Source organism: Streptomyces sp. NPDC037013, assembly GCF_055607265.1.
In genome coordinates, this window is sequence record NZ_JBVJRV010000003.1 from 1,028,276 (window position 1) to 1,048,738 (window position 20,463).

Sequence of the window (20,463 nt, forward strand, 5' to 3'; positions counted from 1 at the left end):
GATTCCGGTCACGTCGCCGGGCGTCGCCCGTGCGCATCTGCCGAAGGGGGAGTTCCGTTGACACCCGCACCCTCCAAATCCACACCCGCAGGACCGGCCGGACGTTTTCGGCGGCTCGCCTCGCTGGCCGCCGGTGGGGCTCTCGTCCTTGCCGGCGTGGTGGCGCTTCCCGCGCCGGCCGCGCAGGCCGCGGCAGGCCCGTCGGCGTACGTGGCCAACTTCCACGGCGACACGGTCTCGGTGGTCGACACGAGCACGCACGCCGTCACCGACACCGTCACCGTCGGCAACAGCCCGGTGGGCGTGGCGGTCGCGGCGGCCAAGGGGCGGGCCTACGTCACCAACTTCGACGAGGCCACCGTCTCGGTGATCGACACGGGCACCCGCAAGGTGACGGCGACCGTCCCCGTCGGCGGCAACCCCCTCAACGTGGCGGTGACCCCGTCCGGGTCCCGCGCGTACGTGGCGAACAGCGGCGGGACGACGGTCTCGGTCATCGACACCGCGACAAACACGGTCAGTGCCACTGTCCCGGTCGGGCAGGGCCCGAACGGTGTGGCGATCACGCCGTCCGGCGCCACGGCCTACGTCACGAACAACAACGGCAACTCCGTCTCGGTCATCGACACCGCGACGAACACGGTCAGCGCGACCGTCCCGGTGGGGGCCGCCCCCGCCGGCGTGGCGGTCAGTCCCTCCGGCACCACGGCCTACGTCACCAACAACGACGGCAACTCCGTCTCGGTCATCGACACCGCGACGAACACCGTCAGCGCGACCGTCCCGGTCGGCGGCTCCCCGAACAGCGTCGCGTTCGACCCGTCGGGCAGCCGGGCGTACGTCGCCGACCGGAGCAGCGGCGACGTGAAGGTGATCGACACGGCGACCCGTGCCGTGACGGCGACCGTCCCGGTCGGTGACGGACCGGTCAGGGTCGAGGCGGACCCGTCCGGCACCGCCGTCTACGCGGCCAACATCTCGGTCGACACCGTCTCGGTCATCGACTCCGGGACGAACACGGTCACCGACACCATCAAGGGCTTCAACGGCCCGTACGGCATCGGCTTCACCGCCGCGCCGCCGGCCGCGCAGGCGGACATCGACGTCGACCTGACGGCCCAACCGCACCTGAGCCTCCTGGTCCCGTACCTCACGTACACCCTCTCGGCCCACAACACGGGCCCGGGAGCCGTCACATCGGCGACCGTGACGGCGAAGCTCCCGGCGGGCGCGCGGGCCACCAACCTGTCCCCCGGATGCACGACGTCCGGCACGACGGTGACGTGCATGCACGGCCCCATCCCCGCGAACACCTCCGCACCCAAGACCTTCCGGGTCCCCCTGCACCTGCTGACCCTGGGCCCGGTCAAGGTCACAGGTCAGCGCACGGCTTCCGCCCCCGCGGACCCCAACCCGGCCAACGACACGGCCTCGGTCACCTGCACGGCCATCTCCGTCATCCTGGCCACCTGCCCGTGACGCGCCCCTGAGCCGCTGACGAGGCGGGCGGCCAGTGGGCCCTAACCCCCCACTGGCCGCCCGTCGCCGAGGCGAACGCCTCAGCCCACCACCTCATACAGCACCTGCCCCTTCGGCCCGCCGGCCGTCCGCCGCAGCGCCGGGTCGTCCGCCCCCAGTCCGCCGTCCCCCGGGTACTCCACGACCCACCGCACCCCATACCGCCGCAGGATGTCCAGGCGTTCCCCGCGCGGGGTGCCGGGCGCGAAGTACTCCCGTACCGCCGACATCCGCTCCTCCTGGTCCGGGAGGAAGAAGTCCGGGTAGCCGGGGGCCACCGTGTAGGGGCCGTACGCGGGGATCTGGCGGGCCGGGAAGGTCTTGGCCAGGACCACGTCGCCGTACTTCACCTCCGGCGTGAGCCAGTGGTAACCGGGCCACGGCGCCTTGTACTTGGCGGCGACCGGGGCCGGCAGCACGGACTTCGGCACGACGTAGCCCAGCGTGCCCGACTGGGTCCACGCGCCGAGCAGGAGCGCCGCGGCAAGCAGCGCGCCGAACGCCCGGCGCACCCCCGCCCGTCCCGCCCCGAAGACTTCGAGGGCCACCGCGAGCTGCGCCGGGACGAGGGCCGCGGGCAGCACGCGGCCCCACGAGTAGTGGCCGGTCAGGCCGCCCGCCGCGAACGTCACCGCGCCGAACAGGAAGAAGAGGACCAGCGGGTCGCGGCGGTCGCGGCGCAGCCGCATGCCCAGCGCCGCGACGCCGATCAGGACCAGGCCGAAGTGCGGCAGCAGGTCCCGGTAGAGGGAGCGGTGGATGGCCTCCAGGTCACCGGCGCCGAAGAGGCCGAAGAAGGAGTAGTACGGCCAGGCGGCGAGGACGGCGACGCCGAGGGCCGCTCCCGCGGCCAGCCGGATCCACGGACCCCGTGCGGGCCACGGCCGCGCGCCGAGCACCATCGCGAGCGCCCCGAAGGAGGCGACCACGCCCGTGAACTGGTGGCTCAGCAGGATGACCGCCCAGAGCACGCCCAGCGCGAGAGCGGGCCGCCACCCGGTGCCGTCACCCCGCAGGGTCTTCCGCAGCAGCGCCCAGAAGTGGAAGGAGAGCCCGAGCGCGAACGTGCTCGGATACGAGATCGTCAGCGCCAGCGAGTGCAGGCCGGTGAAGCCGCTCCAGTCGAAGAGCCGCGGGCCCCAGAGCAGCAGCAGGCAGAGCAGCGCGAGCGGCGGCGCCCCGCGGTGCGCGCTGAAGGTGCGCACGAGGTGCCGGACCCCCGTGACCAGCAGCGTCAGACCGGCCAGCGCCGCCACCCGCAGCACCACGAACGTGCCGAGGCCGGTCGCCTTCGCCAGGCAGCCGAGCAGCAGCATCCACGGGGAGTAGTACGGGCTGGGGGTGTCCGCGTCGACCAGCGGGTTGCCCGGGTGGAGCGGGTCGTGGCGCAGACGCTCGATCGTCGCCGCGTGGATGCCGAGGTCACCCGCCCAGGGCAGGCGGGCGATCACCAGGAGGAGCAGGACGAGGACGGGCAGGACGAGGACGGTGAGGGCCGGTGCGGACCGGAGGGGGGCGAGCGGGGCCGTGGGCCGGCTGCCCGGCCGTATGACCGCCTTAGTGGCGACGCGCATCGTGCTGGAAGACCCACGTCCGGTAGACCAGGAAGCGGAACGCCGAGGCCAGGACGATCGACAGTGCCTTGGCGACGTTCGACGCGAGCGGCCCGCTCATGTCCGCGCCGTGGTACGCCGCGTAGAACAGGATGCTCTCCATCGCCACGCCGATCCCGCTGAAGGCGAAGAAGAGCGCGATCTGCCGCTTCGTGCGCGAGGCACGGTCGCGGTAGGCGAAGAAGCGGAAGCCGAGGTAGTTGGTGCCCATGGCGACGCAGCTGGCCAGCACGGTGGCGGTCATCGGGCCCGAGCCGAGACCGTGCAGGAGCAGGTTGAAGACGACGAGGTTCACGGCGACGCCGCTGCCGCCGACCAGGCCGAACTTCACGATCTCCAGGGAGAGCCTGCGCAGCCGGGCGACGGTGAGCCGGGGGGCCGGGGCGGCGGCCGCGGGGGCGGGCACCGCGACGGTGGTGCCGGGCGCGGACCCGGCGGGCGGCGCCTCGTGCAGGGTGGGGGCCGTCATCGGCGGGCCTCCGTGCCCCGGCCGGAGGTTCTCGCGTCAAGCCGCAGCTTCCACGGCATCACGACCGACTCCAGCTGCACCATCAGGCTCATCTTCGACTCGCCGACCGTGCGGTCCTCGAAGTGGATCGGCACCTCCATGACGCCGAAGCCGCGGCGCAGCGCCCGGTACTTCATCTCGACCTGGAAGCTGTAGCCGGCGCTGTCCACGGAGGCCAGGTCGATGGCGCGCAGGGCGTCGGCGCGCCACAGGTTGAAGCCGCCGGTGATGTCGCGTACGCGGGTGCCGAGGATGGTGCCCGCGTAGGCGTTGGCCCAGCGGGAGAGCAGTTTGCGGTGGGCGCCCCACGCGTCGGAGAGCGTGCCGCCCTGCACGTACCGGCTGCCGATGACGACGCCGGCGTCGGTGGCGAGGGCGACGCCGAGCAGTTCGGCGGCCTTCTCGACGGGGTGGCTGCCGTCGGCGTCCATCTGGAGGACGTAGTGGGCGCCCTCGGCGACGGCCTGCGCCATGCCGGCCGCGTAGGCCCGGCCGAGGCCGTCCTTCTCGGTGCGGTGCAGGACGCTCATGCGGGCGCTGCCGTACCGCTCGGCGAAGCGTTCGGCGATCTCGCCGGTGCCGTCGGGGCTCGAGTCGTCGACGACGAGGAGGCGCAGGCCGGGCAGCGGGAGCGCCATCAGGGCCTCGGCCATGCCGGGCAGGTTGCCCGCTTCGTTGTACGTCGGCATGACGACGGTCAGGGGGGTGGCGGCCCAGGCTTCGGGCAGCCGGGCGGCGAGGCTCTCGGAAAGGTTCACGGTCACTGCTCAGGCCCTTCGGTGGTCGGAAGATGCGTCGGGTACGTCCGGCGAGAAGCGCAGCGCCGCGTCCGGCAGGACCGCCTCGCACCACACCCGTGCCCCGGTCCGCAGTTCGTTGTCGGCCCCCACGCGCGCGCCGTCCCCCACGACCGCGCCTTCGAGGACGGTACGGCGGCCGATCCGGGCCCCCGCGCCGATCAGGCTCCGGCGGATGTCGGCGCCGGCCCCCACCTGTGCCCCGTCGAGCACGACGGAGCCGTGCACGAGCGCGCCCGCCCCGATGCGGGCGCCCGCGCCGACGACGGTCCCGCCGGCGAGTCCGGCGTCCGCCGCGACGTCGGCGCCCGGCAGGACCAGCGACTCGCCGTGCTCCCCCGGCAGGGCGGGCGAGGTGATGACGCCGCGTACGAGGTCGGCGGATGCCTGGACGAGTGCTTCGGGGCGGCCGAGGTCGAGCCAGTAGGCGTCCTCGACCTGTCCGTGCAGGTACGCGCCGGAGGCGAGCAGCCCGGGGAAGGTCTCCCGCTCCACGGAGACGGGCCGCCCCGCGGGGATGGTGTCGATGACGGAGCGCCGGAAGACGTACGCGCCCGCGTTGATCTGGTCGGTGACGATCTCCTCGGCACTCCGCGGCTTCTCGGTGAAGGCGAGGACGCGCCCGTCCCGGTCGGTGGGCACGAGCCCGAAGGCGCGGGGGTCGTCGACGCGGGTGAGGTGGAGGGTGACGTCGGCGCCGCGCCGCAGGTGGGTGTCGAGCAGGCCGCGTATGTCGACGCCGCTGAGGATGTCGCCGTTGAGGACGAGGACGGGCTCGTCGGAGCCGCCGCGAAGCCGCCGGGCGGCGTGGCGGATGGCGCCGCCGGTGCCGAGGGGCTCGTCCTCGACGACGTACTCCAGTCGCAGGCCGTACGCGGATCCGTCGCCGAAGTGCGGTGCGAAGACCTCGGCGAGGTGGCAGGTGGCCAGCACGACGTGGTCGACGCCGGCCGCGGCGAGGCGGGCGAGCTGGTGGGCGAGGAAGGGGACCCCGGCCGCGGGGACCATCGGCTTCGGCGTGTGGACCGTGACCGGCCTGAGCCGGGTGCCCTGCCCGCCGACCAGCAGAATGGCTTCCGTCATCGCCTTGTCGGACCTTCCCTGCGCTTCGGATCTCGTACCGCCATCAGACAATCTCACCCACCTTAGCCCAAATGTCTGAATTGATGCGGTATGGCGAATCTCATCACCCATTCCGCGCCACCCGGGCAACCGATTCGCCCGCCGAGGAGTCAGGGATGCACAAGGGGGCGCCCCGGGCCTTCCGGCTCGGGGCGCCCCCTTCGTCGCCTAGCAGAGATCAGGAGTGCGTGCGCAGCAGCGTCCGCATCGTCCGCATCGCCACCGACAGGTTCGCCAGGTCGAACGCGTCCGAGCTCTGGATCTCCTCCAGCGTCGTCCGCGCCCGGCTCAGGATCGGCGCGTTCTTCTCCTCCCACGCCTTGAAGCGCTGCTCCGGCGTGGCGTCGCCGTTGCCGGCGGCGAGGACGTCCGCCGTCAGCGCGGCGTGCGCCGCGTACAGGTCCTCCCGGATGGAGGCGCGCGCCATGGACTGCCAGCGGTCGGCCCGCGGCAGTTCGATGATGCGGTCCATGAGCTGGGTGATGCGCAGCCGGTCGGCGAGGTCGTAGTAGACCTCGGCGACGGCCATCGGCTCCTTGCCGGTCCGCTCGGCGACCGCGACGATGTCGAGCGTCGGGAAGGCGGACGAGAATCCGGCGACGCGCCGCGCCAGCTCCTCCGGCACGCCCGCCCCGGTCAGCTCGTCGCGGATGCCCTCGTACCACTCCAGGTCGGAGCCGCGCAGCAGCTGGGGCAGCTCGTCCCAGACGTCGGCGACGCCCTTGCCGAAGAAGTCGATGGTCTCGGCGAGCTGGAGCGGCTGCGGCCGGTTGTTGAGCAGCCAGCGCGAGCCGCGCTCGACGAGGCGCCGCGAGTGCAGCCTGACCCGGGTCTGGACGTCGGCGGCGACGACATTGTCGAGCGCCTCGACCGCGTCCCACACCTCGCTCAGGCCGAAGATCTCCCGCGCGGCCATCTGGGCCCGCACGATCTCCTCCAGCGAGGCGCCCGTCTCCTCCCGCAGCCGGTGCAGGAAGGTCGAACCACCGCTGTTGACCGTGTCGTTGACGAGGACGGTCGTGACGATCTCGCGGCGCAGCGCATGCCCGTCGACCTGCTCGGGGAACTTCTCGCGCAGCGCCTTCGGGAAGTACGCGTGCAGCAGCCGCCGCAGGTACGGGTCGTCGGGCAGCGTCGTCTGGATCAGCTCGTCCGCCGCGGTGATCTTCGTGTAGGCGAGGAGCACGGCGAGCTCGGGCTGGGACAGGCCCCGGCCGGAGTTGAGCAGTTCGCGGATCTGCCGGTCGTTGGGGAGGAACTCCAGGCCCCGGTCGAGGTGGCCCTGCTTGCCGAGCCTGCGCATGAAGCGCTGGTGGGCGTGGAGCAGGGACGGCGACTGGGCGACGGCGTTGGCCAGCGCGGTGTTCTGCGCGTAGTTGTTGCGCAGCACCAGGTGGCCGACCTCGTCGGTCATCTGGGCGAGCAGCTTGTTGCGCTGCTTGACGGTCATGTCGCCGTTGGCGACGACCGCGTTGAGCAGGATCTTGATGTTCACCTCGTGGTCGGAGGTGTCCACGCCCGCGCTGTTGTCGATGGCGTCGGTGTTGATGCGGCCGCCGGCGCGCGCGAACTCGATGCGGCCCAGCTGGGTCAGACCGAGGTTGCCGCCCTCGCCGACGACCTTGACGCGCAGGTCGGCGCCGTTGACGCGGATGGCGTCGTTCGCCTTGTCGCCGACGTCGGCGTCGGACTCCGCCGACGACTTCACGTACGTGCCGATGCCGCCGTTCCACAGCAGGTCCACGGGGGCCTGGAGGATGGCCTTCATCAGCTCGGCCGGGGTCATCTTGCCGACGCCGCTCTCGATGCCGAGGGCCTCGCGGATGTGGGCGTTGAGCTGGATCGCCTTGGCGCTGCGCGGGAAGATGCCGCCGCCCGTGGAGAGCAGCTCCTTGTCGTACTCCGCCCAGGAGGAGCGCGGCAGCTCGAAGAGGCGGCGCCGCTCGGCGTACGAGGTGGCGGCGTCCGGCTTCGGGTCGATGAAGATGTGCCGGTGGTCGAAGGCGGCGACGAGGCGGATGTGCTCGCTGAGCAGCATGCCGTTGCCGAAGACGTCGCCGGACATGTCGCCGACGCCGACGACGGTGAAGTCCTCGGACTGGGTGTCGCAGCCCAGCTCCCGGAAGTGCCGCTTGACGGACTCCCAGGCGCCGCGGGCGGTGATGCCCATGCCCTTGTGGTCGTAGCCGGCCGAGCCGCCGGAGGCGAAGGCGTCGCCCAGCCAGAAGTCGTAGGACTCGGCGACCTGGTTGGCGATGTCGGAGAACGTCGCCGTGCCCTTGTCGGCCGCGACCACCAGGTAGGTGTCGTCCTCGTCGTGGCGCACGACGTCCTTGGGGGGCACGACCTCGCCCGCCACCAGGTTGTCGGTGATGTCGAGCAACGCCGAGATGAACGTCTTGTAGCAGGCCACGCCCTCGGCGAGCCACGCGTCGCGGTCCACGGACGGGTCGGGGAGCTGCTTGGCGACGAAGCCGCCCTTGGCGCCGACCGGCACGATGACGGTGTTCTTCACCATCTGCGCCTTGACCAGGCCGAGGATCTCCGTACGGAAGTCCTCCTTCCGGTCCGACCAGCGCAGACCGCCGCGCGCGACCTTGCCGAAGCGCAGGTGGACGCCCTCGACGCGGGGCGAGTACACCCAGATCTCGTACGCGGGGCGGGGCGCCGGCAGGTCGGGGATGGCCTGCGGGTCGAACTTCATGGAGACGTAGTGGTGCGGCTCGCCGCTCTCGGTCTTCTGGAAGAAGTTGGTCCGCAGCGTCGCCTTGATGACGGTGAGGAAGGAACGCAGGATGCGGTCCTCGTCCAGGCTCGCGACCTGGTCGAGCGCGCCGTCCAGCTCCTCCAGGAGCCCGTCGGTCAGCTCGGTGCCGGCCCGCTGGCGCTCGGGCGACATGCGCGCCTCGAAGAGCGAGACGAGCAGCCGGGTGGTGTGGACGTTGTTGCGGAGGGTGTCCTCCATGTAGTCCTGGCTGAACGTCGAACCGGCCTGGCGCAGGTACTTGGCGTAGGCGCGCAGGACCATCGCCTGGCGCCAGCCGAGACCGGCCCGCAACACCAGCGAGTTGAACCCGTCGACCTCGGCGGCGCCGGTCCAGGCGGCGGCGAAGGCCTCCTGGAAGCGCTCGCGGCCGTCGTCGCCGAGGTAGTCGCCGTTGCCGTTCGGGGACTTGGGCATGCGGAGCCCGAAGTCGTAGATCCACGCGTGCGTACGGTCCGCGCAGCGCAGCTCGTACGGGCGCTCGTCGGTGACCTCCACGCCGAGGCGCTGAAGCACGGGCAGCACGGCGGAGAGGGAGACCTGCCCGCCGGACCGGTAGATCTTGAAGCGCCGCTCGCCGGGCGCCGCGCCCACCGGCTCGTACAGCGAGAGCGCGAAGTCCTTCTCGCCCTGGCCGAGCTGCTCCAGGTGCTGGAGGTCGGCGACGGCCGCGCGCGGCGTGTGGTCGGCCTTGTACCCCTCGGGGAAGGCGTGGCCGTACCGGCGGATCAGCTCGGCGGCGCGCTCCTCGCCGCACTCGGCGGTCAGCGCCTCCGCGAAGCCGTCGGCCCAGGAGCGGGCGGCGTCGACAAGGCGGCCCTCGATGCGCTCGACGTCGGCGTCGGAGAGGTCGGGGACCTCCCCGCCCTTCGGCACCCTCACCACGAAGTGAATACGCGACAGGATCGACTCGGTGTTCCAGGCGGTGAAGTCGACGCTGGCGCCGTTCAGCTCTTCCTTGAGGATGTCGATGATCCGCAGCCGGACACCGGTGGTGTAGCGGTCGCGGGGCAGGTAGACGAGGGCGGAGTAGTAGCGCCCGTACTCGTCCTTGCGCAGGTAGAGCCGGAGCCGGCGCCGCTCCTGGAGGTAGAGGACGCTGGTGACGATGGAGCGCAGCTCGTCCGCCGGGGTCTGGAAGAGCTCGTCGCGCGGGTAGGTCTCCAGGATCTGGAGCAGGTCGCGCCCGTCGTGGCTGTTGGCCGAGAACCCGGCGCCCTTCAGCACCTCGGCGACCTTGCGGCGGATGACGGGCACGCGGCGCACGGACTCGGTGTACGCGGCGGACGAGAAGAGCCCGAGGAAGCGCCGCTCCCCCACCACATTGCCCTCGGCGTCGAACTTCTTCACGCCGACGTAGTCCAGGTACGAGGGCCGGTGCACGGTGGCCCGGCTGTTGGCCTTGGTCAGGACGAGCAGCCGGTGCTCGCGGGCCTTGGCGCGCGCGTCGGCGGGGAGGCGGTTGAAGGACGGGCTGACCGGGTGGTGGTCGTCGCCGTCGTGCTGCGGGTCGGCGCGCAGGATGCCGAGGCCGGTGCCGGGGACGGCGGAGAGGGAGTCGTCGTCCGTGAGGTCGTACTCACGGAAGCCGAGGAAGGTGAAGTGGTTGTCGGCGAGCCAGCGCAGCAGCTCGCGGGCCTCCTCGACCTCCTGGTCGGGCAGGTCGCCGGCGGTGGGCTCGGCGGGCAGCTCGTCGGCGATGCGCAGCGCGGCGTCGCGCATCTTCTCCCAGTCCTCGACGGTCTCGCGCACGTCGCTGAGGATCCGCAGCAGATCGGCGGTGATCTGCTTCAGGTCCGCGCGGTCCGTCTCGCGGTCCATCTCGACGTGGATCCACGACTCGACGAGCGCGTCGTGCGGCAGCTCGGCGCCGGCCTCACTGCTCAGGACCTCGAGGAGCTTGCCGGTCACATCACGGCGCACCACGACCTGCGGGTGGATCACGACATGGATGCCGCGGCCCTGCCGGGAGAGTTCGTTCGTCACGGAGTCGACGAGGAACGGCATGTCGTCGGTGACCACCTCGACGACGGAGTGGCTGCACGTCCAGCCGTTCTCCTCGACGGTCGGGGTGTGCACCCGTACGTTGGCCGTCCCCTGGGGGCGGTTCTCGGCGAGCCGGTAGTGCGAGAAGGCGGCTCCGAAGACGTCGACCGGGTCGCGGTCGGCCAGGTCCTCGGGGGCGGTGTGCAGGTAGTAGCGCTGGAGGAACGCGAGAGCCATGTCCTGGTCCGGCGTGGCCCCGCTCGTCGTCCCGGTCGGTGTACCGCTCGGCAGGCGTCCCCCGGCCGGGCTGTTCTCAGCTACCCGGGCGGCCCGTGCGAGCAGCTCGGCCTTGGCTTCGTCCAGCTTGGTCTGCATTGTCCTCTGACTCCTGTCGCGCGCCATTGCGTGACGTAGAAGGAAGTGATGTGACGTAACGCCGCGGCGCGGGGTCTCCGGCCGTCTTCGACGTTATGCCGCGGTGATGGAAGAGCGGACAGCTTTCCGCCATTTTCAGCGGTTTCGCTGACTGATGGCTTGCTCGGCCGTACCGCGAAGAAGCGTCAGCGACGCCCCGGGCACGGTTGTCCGTGTTCCCCGGGCGCAGGACGGGGGCACCGGGGCCCCCGCGGGATATCGCGCTGATCACGGGTCAAGGCTATCGCTCCCCACCGGTCAGCCGTCATGAGCCGTATGTGTACAAAAGCGGGGTCCGAACTTTGACAGTCTGCACAGTCACACACCCCGTCTTCCCGCCCCCTTGGCAAACAGTCCCCGCACGGGCACGTTGACCTGGAGGGTCCGGCCCGACCGGGGCGGTACCCGCCGAGGGGAGCGCGGCACGATGGCAGCGAAGATCCTGATCGTCACCGGGGACGCGGCGGAGTCCCTCGAAGTCCTCTACCCGTACCAGCGGCTGCGCGAGGAGGGGTACGACGTCCACCTCGCCGCCCCGGCCCGCAAGACGCTGCGGTTCGTGGTGCACGACTTCGAGCCGGGCTTCGACACGTACACGGAGAAGCCCGGCTACACCTGGCCCGCGGACCTCGCCTTCTCCGAGGTGGATCCCGGCCAGTACGTGGCGCTGGTGATCCCGGGCGGCCGGGCCCCGGAGTACCTGCGCAACGACCCCGAGCTCCGCAAGATCCTCAAGTCGTTCTTCGACGCGGACAAGCCGGTCGCCCAGATCTGCCACGGCCCGCTCCTGACGGCCGCGATCGGCGGCCTCAGCGGCCGCACGGTCACGGCGTACCCGGCGCTGGAGCTGGACATGCAGGCGGCCGGGGCGACCTACCGGGACGCGGAGGCGGTGGTGGACGGCACGCTGGTCTCGGCCCGCGCGTGGCCGGACCACTCGGGCTGGATGCGGGAGTTCCTGACGGTACTGCGCGCGAAGGCACCGGTGTCGCTCCGCTAGGTATACGGAGGGGACGGCACCCGGCGACACATCGGTATGCGGATCCTGCCCGATACGGATGGCGGCAGCGCCCCGCACCCACCAGGCTCCCCCTGTACCGCCTCCCCTGGCCCGCCCCCGGCCCCCTGCCCTCGTCGGCGACGGCAGAAGCCCGGGGCCCCGGAGGGGGGCGGTACCTTGCGCTGGGGCGCTTGGGGGGGGTGAGGGGTGCGTGCCCCGGCGAGGGGTCGTACCCAGCACCACCACGGCCCCGCACAACCCCGCCGCTCCGCGGCGGATGTATCCCACCCACCCACCCGTTTGCCCCGCGACGCAGGGCAGGGTAGGGGCGGGCGGGGCCTGCTTGCCCGGCGACGCAGGGCGGGGCAGGGGCGGGGGTGTGTTTGCCCCGCGACGTACGGCGAGGCAGGGGCGGGGGGGTGCATTTTCCCCGTGACGCACAGCGAGAGCAGGACAGGGTGGGGGCGCCCCGCGACGTAGGGCGGGACGGGGTGTGTTTGCGCGCGACGCAGGGCGGGACCGGGGATGTTTGCCGTGCGACGCACGGCGGGAGCAAGACGGGGGTGGGGGTGTTTGGGCCGCGACTCACGGCGGGGGCGGCGGGTGTTTGGCGTCCGTCGCGCCGGGACGGAGCAGCAGACCCGGGCGGAACCACCCCCACCGGGGCGCACTCGCGCACGAGACGGGAGGGGACGTGGGGGTATGTGCGCACGGAGCACCGAGCACACTGTGCCGCCTTTGTTCGTGCAGCGCGGCGCAGGGATAGCGAGTACGCACATACCCCCGCGGCCCCGCACCCACAACCGACCCAAGGCGCTTACGCCCACCAGGCCGCACCCGCGCGCGAGACACAAGGGGACGTGGGGGTATGTGCGCACGGAGCACCGAACCAGCCATGGCGTCTTTGTTCGTGCAGCGCGGCGCAGGGATGGCGAGTACGCACATACCCCCGCGGCCCCGCACCCACAGACGGACAGCACGCGCGACCCCACCGGACCGCACCCCCGGGGCCCCAGCCCCAGCGCAGCCGCAACCTACGTCGCGCCCGCGATTTCCCTCCGTGAACCCACCCCCAGCTTCGCCAGGATGTGTTCCACATGCGCGTCCGCCGTCCGCTTCGAGATCACCAGCCGCTCCGCGATCTCCCGGTTGGAGAGCCCCTGGGCGACCAGCACAGCGACCTCCCGCTCCCGCCGCGTCAACACATCCCCCCGCCCCCGAGCCCCGGCCCCACCCCCAGAACCGCCCCCCGCCCCAGCCAACGGCGCATCCGCGTCCGCCCGCACCGCCTCCAACACCTGCCGCCCCGACAACCGCGCCCCCACCGCATGCCACCGCTCGAACTGCCTGCTCCCCAGCGCCTCCCGCACCGATTCCCGCGCGGCCTCCTGCTGTTCGAGGAGTGACGGCAGCATCGCGATGGGGTCACCACCGAGCCGCCGCGCCGTCTCCGCGTACCCGAAGAGCCACGCCGCCCGCACCTGCCGCCCCTCCCCCGCCGCCGCCCACGCCAGCCCGTGGCAGCACATCGCGGCGACCAGCACCTCCCCCATGTCACCCACCTCGCTCGCCGCCTCCAACCCCCGGCACAACGACGAGACCCCCGCCTCCCGCTCCCCCGCGAGCCACCGCACCAGCCCCTGCGCCGTCAGCGTGGACCCGTAGATCTGCCGCTCGCCGGTGCCTTCCAGGAGTTCCAGACCCTGCTCGCACATTTCGAGCGCCCCGTCCGTGTCGCCGAGGACGGCCCGCAGCAGAGCGGCCTCGTAGCTCATGACCACGACGCCCAGCCGGTTGTCGCTCTCGACCATCCGCCGCCGCACGTCGGCGAGGCGTGCCAGCCCGGTCTCGTCGCCGCAGAGCGCGGCGAGCCCGTGGGTGTACGCCTCGGCGAACTGCGCGACCTCCTCGTCGCCCGCCCGCACCGCGGACTCCCACGCCAGCTCCATCCGCTCGACGGCGGTCGCGAGGTCCGCGGTCCACACTCCGATGACGCCGGTCCCGAGGAGCCCCCAGGCCCGCGCCGAGCAGTCCTCGTCCACGCGTGCCAGGCCCTTCTCGATCCAGTAACCGCCTTCGGAGAGCGTCCCGGAGGCCCGCCAGTAGGGCCAGAGCCGGGCGGCGAGGCGCAGTCCCTCGCGGGCCCGCCCGTCGGTCGCGTACGCGTACTCGAGGGCGGCGCGCAGGTCGGCGGCGTCGACCCGTACCGCGTTGTGGAGCGCGGGCTGTTCGGCGGAGAGGAAGCCCTCCTCGAAGCGGCGCCCCAGGTCCTGGTAGTAGGCGAAGTGCCGCGCCCGCAGCGCGGCGCCCCCGTCGTCCTCCAGGGCGCCGAGCCGCTCGGCCCCGTACTCGCGCAGCGTGTCGAGGAGCCGGTAGCGGTTACCGGTCTCGCCGAGGCGCTGGACCACCGACTTGTCGACGAGCCCGATCAGCCGGGCCAGCACGTCGGAGACGGGCAACTCCGCGTCGGCACATATCTGTTCGGCCGTGGACAGTTCGAAGGACCCCGCGAAGACGGAGAGGCGGGCCCACAGCAACTGCTCGCCGGGGGTGCACAGTTCGTGCGACCAGTCGATGGCCGTACGCAACGTCTGGTGCCGTGAGAGAGCGGTCCGCCGGCCGCCCGTGAGCACCTGGAACCGGTCGTCGAGCCGCGCCACCAGCTCCGCCACGGAGACGGCCCGCAGCCGCACCGCCGCGAGCTCCAGGGCGAGCGGGATGCAGTCGAGCCGCCGGACCAGCGCCATCAACTGGTCGCGGTCGGCCTCCCGCACCGCGAACCCGGGCACGACCCCCGCGGCGCGCTGCGCGAACAGCTCCACGGCGTCGTCCGGCGCCAGCGGGGCGACGGGGCAGCAGTGCTCGCCGGGCACGTCCAGCGGCTGCCGGCTGGTCGCCAGTACGCACACGTCCGCCGCCTCGCGCAGCAGGATGTCGGAGAGCATCGCGCAGGCGTCGACCAGATGCTCGCAGGTGTCGAGGACGATGAGCAGGCGCCGGCCCTGGAGGTGCGCCACGACCGCGTCGAGCGGCGCCATCCCCGGCTGCTCGGGCAGTTCGAGGACCGCGGCGAGCGTGGCGGGGATCAACTCCGGGTCGCGCAGGGCGGAGAGCTCCGCCAGCCACACCCCGTCCGGGAACCGTTCGCCGAGCCCGGCGGCCGCCCGCAGCGCGGTGCGGCTCTTGCCCACGCCGCCGGGCCCGACCAGCGTGACGAGCCTGGCGTACGCGAACGCGTCGCGGACCTGCGCCAGTTCGTCCACGCGCCCGACGAACGAGGTCAGTTCGGCGGGCAGTTGCCCGCCCCGCCGCTGCCCGAAGCCGAAACCCATAGCGTTACCGCCCCCGTCACGTCGCCCCGCACCGCCGAGGATCCCACCTCAGCGTACGCAGATCGACGCGGAGCGTGAACGAAATCCCCAACCCCGCGGCAGCCTCTTCCGCCCCCTCCCCAAAGGGGCACCGCTCAGGAGACGAGCCGTTCCGCCACGTCGACGGCGTCGGCGAGGCTGTCCACGACGGGCACCCCGGCCACCTCCAGGCTCGCCCGGCTGTGCGAGCCCCCCGTGTAGAGCACGGCACGCGCCCCCACGTGCCCGGCGGCGACCGCGTCGTCGACGGCGTCGCCGATCACCACGATGCGGTCGACGTCCACTCCTTCGAGCTCGGCGAGGTGGCGCACCATCCGCTCCGCCTTGCCGGCGTGCGACTCGTCGGTGCGGCCGTCGATCCGTACGAAGTACTCGTGGATGCCGTACTTGCGCACGATCGGCACCAGGCGCTCGTGCGGCGCGAGCGAGAGCAGCGACTGCGTGCGCCCGCCAGCCCGCCGCGCGGCCAGCAGCTCGGAGGCGCCATCGGCCAGCGCGCAGGCGTCCACCCGCGACCAGTAGTGCTTGTGGAAGACGGCGTCCATGACCCGCCACTCGGCGTCGGTGGGGAGGCGCCCCATCAGCCGCTCGTAGAACCGCGGCACCGGCACGCAGTACAGGTCCCGGTACCGCTCCAGCGTGATCGGTTCGAGCCCGAGCTCGGCGAAGGACGCGTTCGTGGCGTCGATCACCGCATGAATGTCATGCAGCAGCGTCCCGTTCCAGTCCCAGACGATATGCGCCCCGCGCAGCATCTTCCCCATACCAAGACGCTACCTCTCCCACCAGCGGACACGAGGCCGCCCGAGCGAGGTCAGAGCGAGGCCAGGGACCGAAGCGCCGAAGCGCCGGGGCTACTGGAGCAGCCCGGGGATCTCCTGCGTGGCGAACCAGAGCAGCTCGTGGTCCTCGGCGCCGTCCACGACGAACCTCGCGTCGTCGTCCCCCTGGTCCGCGGCCCCCAGCGCCGCGGCCGCCGCCGTCACGTCCGCCTCCGCGTCGTCCGCGTCCACGTGCACGGCCGCCGCCTTGGCCAGCGGCAGCGCCTCCGCGATCCGCACCTCGCCGAGCGCTCCCTGGTCGAGGCCGCGGTCGGGGTCGGCCAGGGCAGCCGTGTCGGGCACGTCGGCGGCGAGGACGACCCGGCGCCGCGCCGCCCCGGGGTCCCCGGCGATCAGCCGCAGCGACGCCAGCGCGGCCCGGTTCAGCGCCGCGTACTCCAGCTCCTCGATGTCGTCCGAGACGTACCACTCGCGCAGGGCGGGCGTCACGGCGTAGGCGACCAGCGGCCCTGGCCCCAGCTGCCCCGCCTCGTACGCCTCGGCGAGCCTGGGCAGGGTCAGGGGGACGTAGACGCGCATGGCTGACCGCTTTCGTTCGTGTCCGCGGCAGGCGGACCTTCGTGGCCGTGGAGGACCTTCAGGATACGTGCGGGAGTCCCCCATCGAGCTCCCCCCACCGCGCCCCGCGCCGTCAGCGCCTGTCCCGGCCTTCACCCGGCACACCCCGGCGCCCACCGCCCCCGCGAGGCCGCGCGTCACCCTGATAGGTGAACCCTGACACCGCCTTCGCCCGCCCCTGGCACCCCTTGCGCCGGCCCTCCCCGGCCCCGTACAAGATCCCTCGACGCGAAGTTACTGTCCGGTACGAGCCGGGCTTCCGGTCGGGCGTCCCGCTCCCGGCCGAGGGAAACGAGACGGAGGCACCCATGCGCAAGGTGATGACAAGGCCCCGCCCCCGCCCGACGGCGACCCGCACGCCCGCGGGCCGCCCGCCGAACCGGAGGGACTCCCGACGCCCTTCGTCCCCCACGACTCCCACGGCCCCCACACCCACATCGCCCAGGACCCCCTCGGCTCCCGCGGCGCGCCCGGCCTCCCCGGCGACGCGTGGGGCGACGATCCCCGCCCAGCCACCCCCGCACCCCACGGAGGTCTTCGCCGAGCGTCTCGTCCTGGTCCTCAGCGGCCAGCGGCCGATGCACTGGGTGGCCCGGCACATCGCCAACACGGCCTTCGACGACCTGGCCCGCCTGGCCGAGCTCCGGCCGCTCGCCGCGAGCGGCCACCGCCCCACGATCCACCGGATCGGCCACTACCAGCCGCACCCCGAGACGTACGAGGTCTTCGCCCGCGTCGCGACGGGCCCGCGCCTGCGCGCGCTGGCGTTCCGCCTCACGCTGGGCCCGGACCGCAGGTGGCGCTGCACGGCGGTGGAAACCGACCCGAGCCGTCCCTGACCCCTCGCCCAGCCCCCCTGCCGCGTCCCCGGGGCACGCCGAAGGGGCCGGACAGCAGCCCGGCCCCTTCGGTCAGTCACACGGCCACACGCAGGCGACGGCCTACTTCTTGCGTCGCCGGCCGCCCTTCTGCGCCTTGCGCCGCTCCGCCCGGGTCATGCCGTCCGCCTCGGAGCGGACGCCCGCGCCGTCGGTGGTGAAGTCGCCCTCGTCGACACCGCCCTCGGCGTTCGGCGCCTGGAAGTGCAGGCGGTCGGGGCGCTGCGGGGCCTCCAGGCCCTTGGCGTGGATCTCCGGGCGGGAGTGGCCCGCACCGGCCGGCACCGCGTCCTGCGCGCCGTCCTTCGTCAGCGAGGGCGCCGCGTCCTCGAGGGGGACCTCCTCGACCTGCTGCTCGACCTGGACCTCCAGGTTGAACAGGTAGCCGACGGACTCCTCCTTGATGCCGTCCATCATGGCGTTGAACATGTCGAAGCCCTCGCGCTGGTACTCGACCAGCGGGTCCTTCTGCGCCATGGCGCGGAGGCCGATGCCCTCCTGGAGGTAGTCCATCTCGTAGAGGTGCTCGCGCCACTTGCGGTCGAGGACCGAGAGCACGACGCGCCGCTCCAGCTCGCGCATGATGTCGGAGCCGAGCTGCGCCTCACGCGCCTCGTACTGCTGGTGGATGTCTTCCTTGATGGCCTCGGAGATGAACTCGGCGGTCAGGCCGGCGCGGTCGCCCGCGTCCTCCTCCAGCTCCTCGACGGTCACCTTGACGGGGTAGAGCTGCTTGAAGGCGCCCCACAGCCGGTCCAGGTCCCACTCCTCGGCGAAGCCCTCGGCGGTCTCCGCGGCGATGTACGCGTCGATGGTGTCGTCCATGAAGTGCGTGATCTGCTCCTGCAGATCCTCGCCCTCCAGGACGCGGCGACGCTCGCCGTAGATGACCTCGCGCTGGCGGTTGAGGACCTCGTCGTACTTGAGGACGTTCTTCCGGGTCTCGAAGTTCTGCTGCTCGACCTGCGACTGCGCGGAGGCGATGGCGCGGGTGACCATCTTGTTCTCGATCGGGACGTCGTCCGGCACGTTGGCCATGGACATCACGCGCTCGACCATCTGGGCCTTGAAGAGGCGCATCAGGTCGTCGCCGAGCGAGAGGTAGAACCGGGACTCGCCGGGGTCGCCCTGACGTCCGGAACGGCCGCGCAGCTGGTTGTCGATACGGCGCGACTCGTGCCGCTCCGTGCCGAGGACGTAGAGCCCGCCGAGCTCCTTGACCTCTTCGAACTCCGCCTTGACGGAGCGCTCGGCCTTCTCCAGGGCGGCGGGCAGCGCCGCGGCCCACTCCTCGGCGTGCTCGACCGGGTCGAGGCCGCGCTGGCGCAGCTCGGCCTCGGCGAGGTCGTCGGGGTTGCCGCCGAGCTTGATGTCGGTGCCTCGTCCGGCCATGTTCGTGGCGACGGTGACGGCGCCCTTGCGGCCGGCCTGGGCGACGATGGTCGCCTCACGGTCGTGCTGCTTGGCGTTGAGCACCTCGTGCTGGATGCCCCGCTTGGAGAGCTGCTGGGAGAGGTACTCCGACTTCTCCACGGAGGTGGTGCCGACCAGGATCGGCTGCCCCTTCTCGTGCTTCTCCGCGATGTCGTCGACGACGGCGGCGAACTTGGCGACCTCGGTGCGGTAGATCAGGTCGGACTGGTCGGCGCGGACCATGGGCCGGTTCGTCGGGATCGGCACGACGCCCAGCTTGTAGATCTGGTGGAACTCGGCGGCCTCGGTCATGGCCGTACCGGTCATTCCGGAGAGGCCGCTCTCGTAGCCCTCGCGCTTGTAGAGGCGGAAGAAGTTCTGGAGGGTGATGGTCGCAAGGGTCTGGTTCTCGTCCTTGATGTCCACCCCTTCCTTCGCCTCGATCGCCTGGTGCATGCCCTCGTTGTAGCGGCGGCCGGCGAGGATACGGCCGGTGTGCTCGTCGACGATCATGACTTCGCCGTCGATGACGACGTAGTCCTTGTCCTTCTTGAAGAGTTCCTTGGCCTTGATGGCGTTGTTGAGGTAGCCCACCAGGGGCGTGTTCACCGACTCGTAGAGGTTGTCGATGCCCAGCCAGTCCTCGACCTTGCTCACGCCGGACTCGTGGATGGCGACGGTGCGCTTCTTCTCGTCGACCTCGTAGTCGCCGGTCTCCTCGATGCCCTTGAGGGGGTTGCCCGGCTCGCCCTTGGTGAGGCGGGTGACCAGCTTGGCGAAGTCGCCGTACCACTTGGTGGCCTGGTCGGCGGGGCCGGAGATGATCAGCGGCGTACGGGCCTCGTCGACGAGGATCGAGTCGACCTCGTCGACGATCGCGAAGTTGTGGCCGCGCTGGACCAACTCGTCCTTCGACCACGCCATGTTGTCGCGGAGGTAGTCGAAGCCGAATTCGTTGTTCGTGCCGTACGTGATGTCGCAGTTGTACTGCTCGCGGCGCTGGGCCGGCGTCATGTTGGCCAGGATGCAGCCGACGGTCAGGCCCAGGAACTTGTGGACGCGACCCATCATCTCGGAGTCGCGCTCGGCCAGGTAGTCGTTGACCGTGATGAGGTGGACGCCCTTGCCGGAGAGGGCGTTCAGATACGCGGGGAGCGTGCCGACGAGGGTCTTGCCCTCACCGGTCTTCATCTCCGCGACATAGCCCATGTGCAGGGCGGCGCCGCCCATCATCTGGACGTCGTAGTGCCGCTGGCCCAGGACGCGCTTGGCGGCCTCGCGGACGGTCGCGAAGGCTTCGGGGAGGAGGTCGTCGAGCGTCTCGCCGTCGGCGTATCGCTCCTTGTACTCCTCGGTCAGTGCGCGCAGCTCGGCGTCGGAGAGGCTGACGAAGTCCTCTTCGATGGAGTTGACCTGGTCCGCGATGCGGTGCAGCTTGCGCAGGATCTTGCCTTCGCCTGCACGCATGATCTTTGAGAGGACGGACACGGGGGTTGGTCTCCTTGCCGGTCGGGCCTGGCATGGTCGGTTTTACTCGTCGGGCAACGGCCATCGTATGCGAGGACCACGCCGCGCCGGGAGGTCTGCCATGAGGTCAACGGACGAGGGGTGCCGAAGGTGCCGGGTTGCGTCCATGAGTGCCCCGCGAACGGTGATCGGGAATGCCCGTAAAACGGTGG

The 20,463-nt window shown here is 71.8% G+C and carries 12 protein-coding genes; 3 read left to right on the top strand and 9 right to left on the bottom strand.

What is annotated here, in order from left to right:
* The first annotated feature begins 57 nt into the window (after nt 1–57).
* The gene (locus ACZ7DY_RS14375; RefSeq protein WP_471134398.1) at nt 58–1,479 is read left to right on the top strand and encodes a beta-propeller fold lactonase family protein; all 1,422 of its coding nucleotides are present in this window, start codon (nt 58–60) and stop codon (nt 1,477–1,479) included.
* 80 nt (nt 1,480–1,559) lie between these two features.
* On the opposite strand, the gene ACZ7DY_RS14380 is transcribed toward ACZ7DY_RS14375, so the two are convergent.
* The 5 genes from ACZ7DY_RS14380 to ACZ7DY_RS14400 form a co-directional block, all read right to left on the bottom strand.
* On the bottom strand, nt 1,560–3,092 hold the full coding sequence (locus ACZ7DY_RS14380) for a hypothetical protein (RefSeq protein WP_471134400.1): 1,533 nt from the start codon (nt 3,090–3,092) through the stop codon (nt 1,560–1,562).
* Complete coding sequence (locus ACZ7DY_RS14385; RefSeq protein WP_471134403.1) at nt 3,076–3,600, bottom strand: GtrA family protein; 525 nt, start codon at nt 3,598–3,600, stop codon at nt 3,076–3,078. The genes ACZ7DY_RS14380 and ACZ7DY_RS14385 overlap by 17 nt, the downstream gene beginning before the upstream one ends.
* Nucleotides 3,597–4,328: a polyprenol monophosphomannose synthase gene (locus tag ACZ7DY_RS14390; RefSeq protein WP_471134592.1), complete on the bottom strand. Its 732-nt coding sequence runs from the start codon at nt 4,326–4,328 to the stop codon at nt 3,597–3,599. The genes ACZ7DY_RS14385 and ACZ7DY_RS14390 overlap by 4 nt, the downstream gene beginning before the upstream one ends.
* A gap of 78 nt (nt 4,329–4,406) precedes the next feature.
* Nucleotides 4,407–5,519: a mannose-1-phosphate guanylyltransferase gene (gene manB, locus ACZ7DY_RS14395; protein WP_471134405.1), complete on the bottom strand. Its 1,113-nt coding sequence runs from the start codon at nt 5,517–5,519 to the stop codon at nt 4,407–4,409.
* 217 nt (nt 5,520–5,736) lie between these two features.
* On the bottom strand, nt 5,737–10,683 hold the full coding sequence (locus ACZ7DY_RS14400; RefSeq protein WP_471134407.1) for an NAD-glutamate dehydrogenase: 4,947 nt from the start codon (nt 10,681–10,683) through the stop codon (nt 5,737–5,739).
* A gap of 466 nt (nt 10,684–11,149) precedes the next feature.
* On the opposite strand from ACZ7DY_RS14400, the gene ACZ7DY_RS14405 reads away from it, so the two are divergent.
* A complete protein-coding gene (locus ACZ7DY_RS14405) occupies nt 11,150–11,722 on the top strand; it encodes a DJ-1/PfpI family protein (RefSeq protein WP_471134409.1) in 573 nt (190 codons plus the stop codon).
* 1,034 nt (nt 11,723–12,756) lie between these two features.
* Here the strand turns inward: ACZ7DY_RS14405 and ACZ7DY_RS14410 are convergent.
* From ACZ7DY_RS14410 to ACZ7DY_RS14420, 3 genes are all read right to left on the bottom strand, one after another.
* The gene (locus tag ACZ7DY_RS14410) at nt 12,757–15,054 is read right to left on the bottom strand and encodes an ATP-binding protein (protein ID WP_471134411.1); all 2,298 of its coding nucleotides are present in this window, start codon (nt 15,052–15,054) and stop codon (nt 12,757–12,759) included.
* Between the two features lie 134 nt (nt 15,055–15,188).
* Nucleotides 15,189–15,857, bottom strand: a complete 669-nt coding sequence (locus tag ACZ7DY_RS14415) for an HAD family hydrolase (RefSeq protein WP_471134412.1) — start codon at nt 15,855–15,857, stop codon at nt 15,189–15,191.
* 90 nt (nt 15,858–15,947) lie between these two features.
* A complete protein-coding gene (locus ACZ7DY_RS14420) occupies nt 15,948–16,454 on the bottom strand; it encodes a DUF6912 family protein (protein ID WP_471134414.1) in 507 nt (168 codons plus the stop codon).
* A 347-nt stretch (nt 16,455–16,801) separates the two neighbouring features.
* Between ACZ7DY_RS14420 and ACZ7DY_RS14425 the strand changes: the two genes are divergently transcribed.
* On the top strand, nt 16,802–17,332 hold the full coding sequence (locus ACZ7DY_RS14425; RefSeq protein WP_471134415.1) for an Rv3235 family protein: 531 nt from the start codon (nt 16,802–16,804) through the stop codon (nt 17,330–17,332).
* A gap of 102 nt (nt 17,333–17,434) precedes the next feature.
* On the opposite strand, the gene secA is transcribed toward ACZ7DY_RS14425, so the two are convergent.
* On the bottom strand, nt 17,435–20,272 hold the full coding sequence (gene secA / locus ACZ7DY_RS14430) for a preprotein translocase subunit SecA (RefSeq protein ID WP_471134419.1): 2,838 nt from the start codon (nt 20,270–20,272) through the stop codon (nt 17,435–17,437).
* Nucleotides 20,273–20,463 lie beyond the last annotated feature (191 nt).

What these genes read in the sequence shown, in the direction of transcription:
- ACZ7DY_RS14380 (WP_471134400.1), bottom strand. Translation starts at nt 3,092, where the DNA reads ATGCGCGTCGCCACTAAGGCGGTCATACGGCCGGGCAGCCGGCCCACG.
- ACZ7DY_RS14385 (WP_471134403.1), bottom strand. Translation starts at nt 3,600, where the DNA reads ATGACGGCCCCCACCCTGCACGAGGCGCCGCCCGCCGGGTCCGCGCCC.
- ACZ7DY_RS14390 (WP_471134592.1), bottom strand. Translation starts at nt 4,328, where the DNA reads ATGCCGACGTACAACGAAGCGGGCAACCTGCCCGGCATGGCCGAGGCC.
- manB (WP_471134405.1), bottom strand. Translation starts at nt 5,519, where the DNA reads ATGACGGAAGCCATTCTGCTGGTCGGCGGGCAGGGCACCCGGCTCAGG.
- ACZ7DY_RS14400 (WP_471134407.1), bottom strand. Translation starts at nt 10,683, where the DNA reads ATGCAGACCAAGCTGGACGAAGCCAAGGCCGAGCTGCTCGCACGGGCC.
- ACZ7DY_RS14405 (WP_471134409.1), top strand. Translation starts at nt 11,150, where the DNA reads ATGGCAGCGAAGATCCTGATCGTCACCGGGGACGCGGCGGAGTCCCTC.
- ACZ7DY_RS14410 (WP_471134411.1), bottom strand. Translation starts at nt 15,054, where the DNA reads ATGGGTTTCGGCTTCGGGCAGCGGCGGGGCGGGCAACTGCCCGCCGAA.
- ACZ7DY_RS14415 (WP_471134412.1), bottom strand. Translation starts at nt 15,857, where the DNA reads ATGGGGAAGATGCTGCGCGGGGCGCATATCGTCTGGGACTGGAACGGG.
- ACZ7DY_RS14420 (WP_471134414.1), bottom strand. Translation starts at nt 16,454, where the DNA reads ATGCGCGTCTACGTCCCCCTGACCCTGCCCAGGCTCGCCGAGGCGTAC.
- ACZ7DY_RS14425 (WP_471134415.1), top strand. Translation starts at nt 16,802, where the DNA reads ATGCGCAAGGTGATGACAAGGCCCCGCCCCCGCCCGACGGCGACCCGC.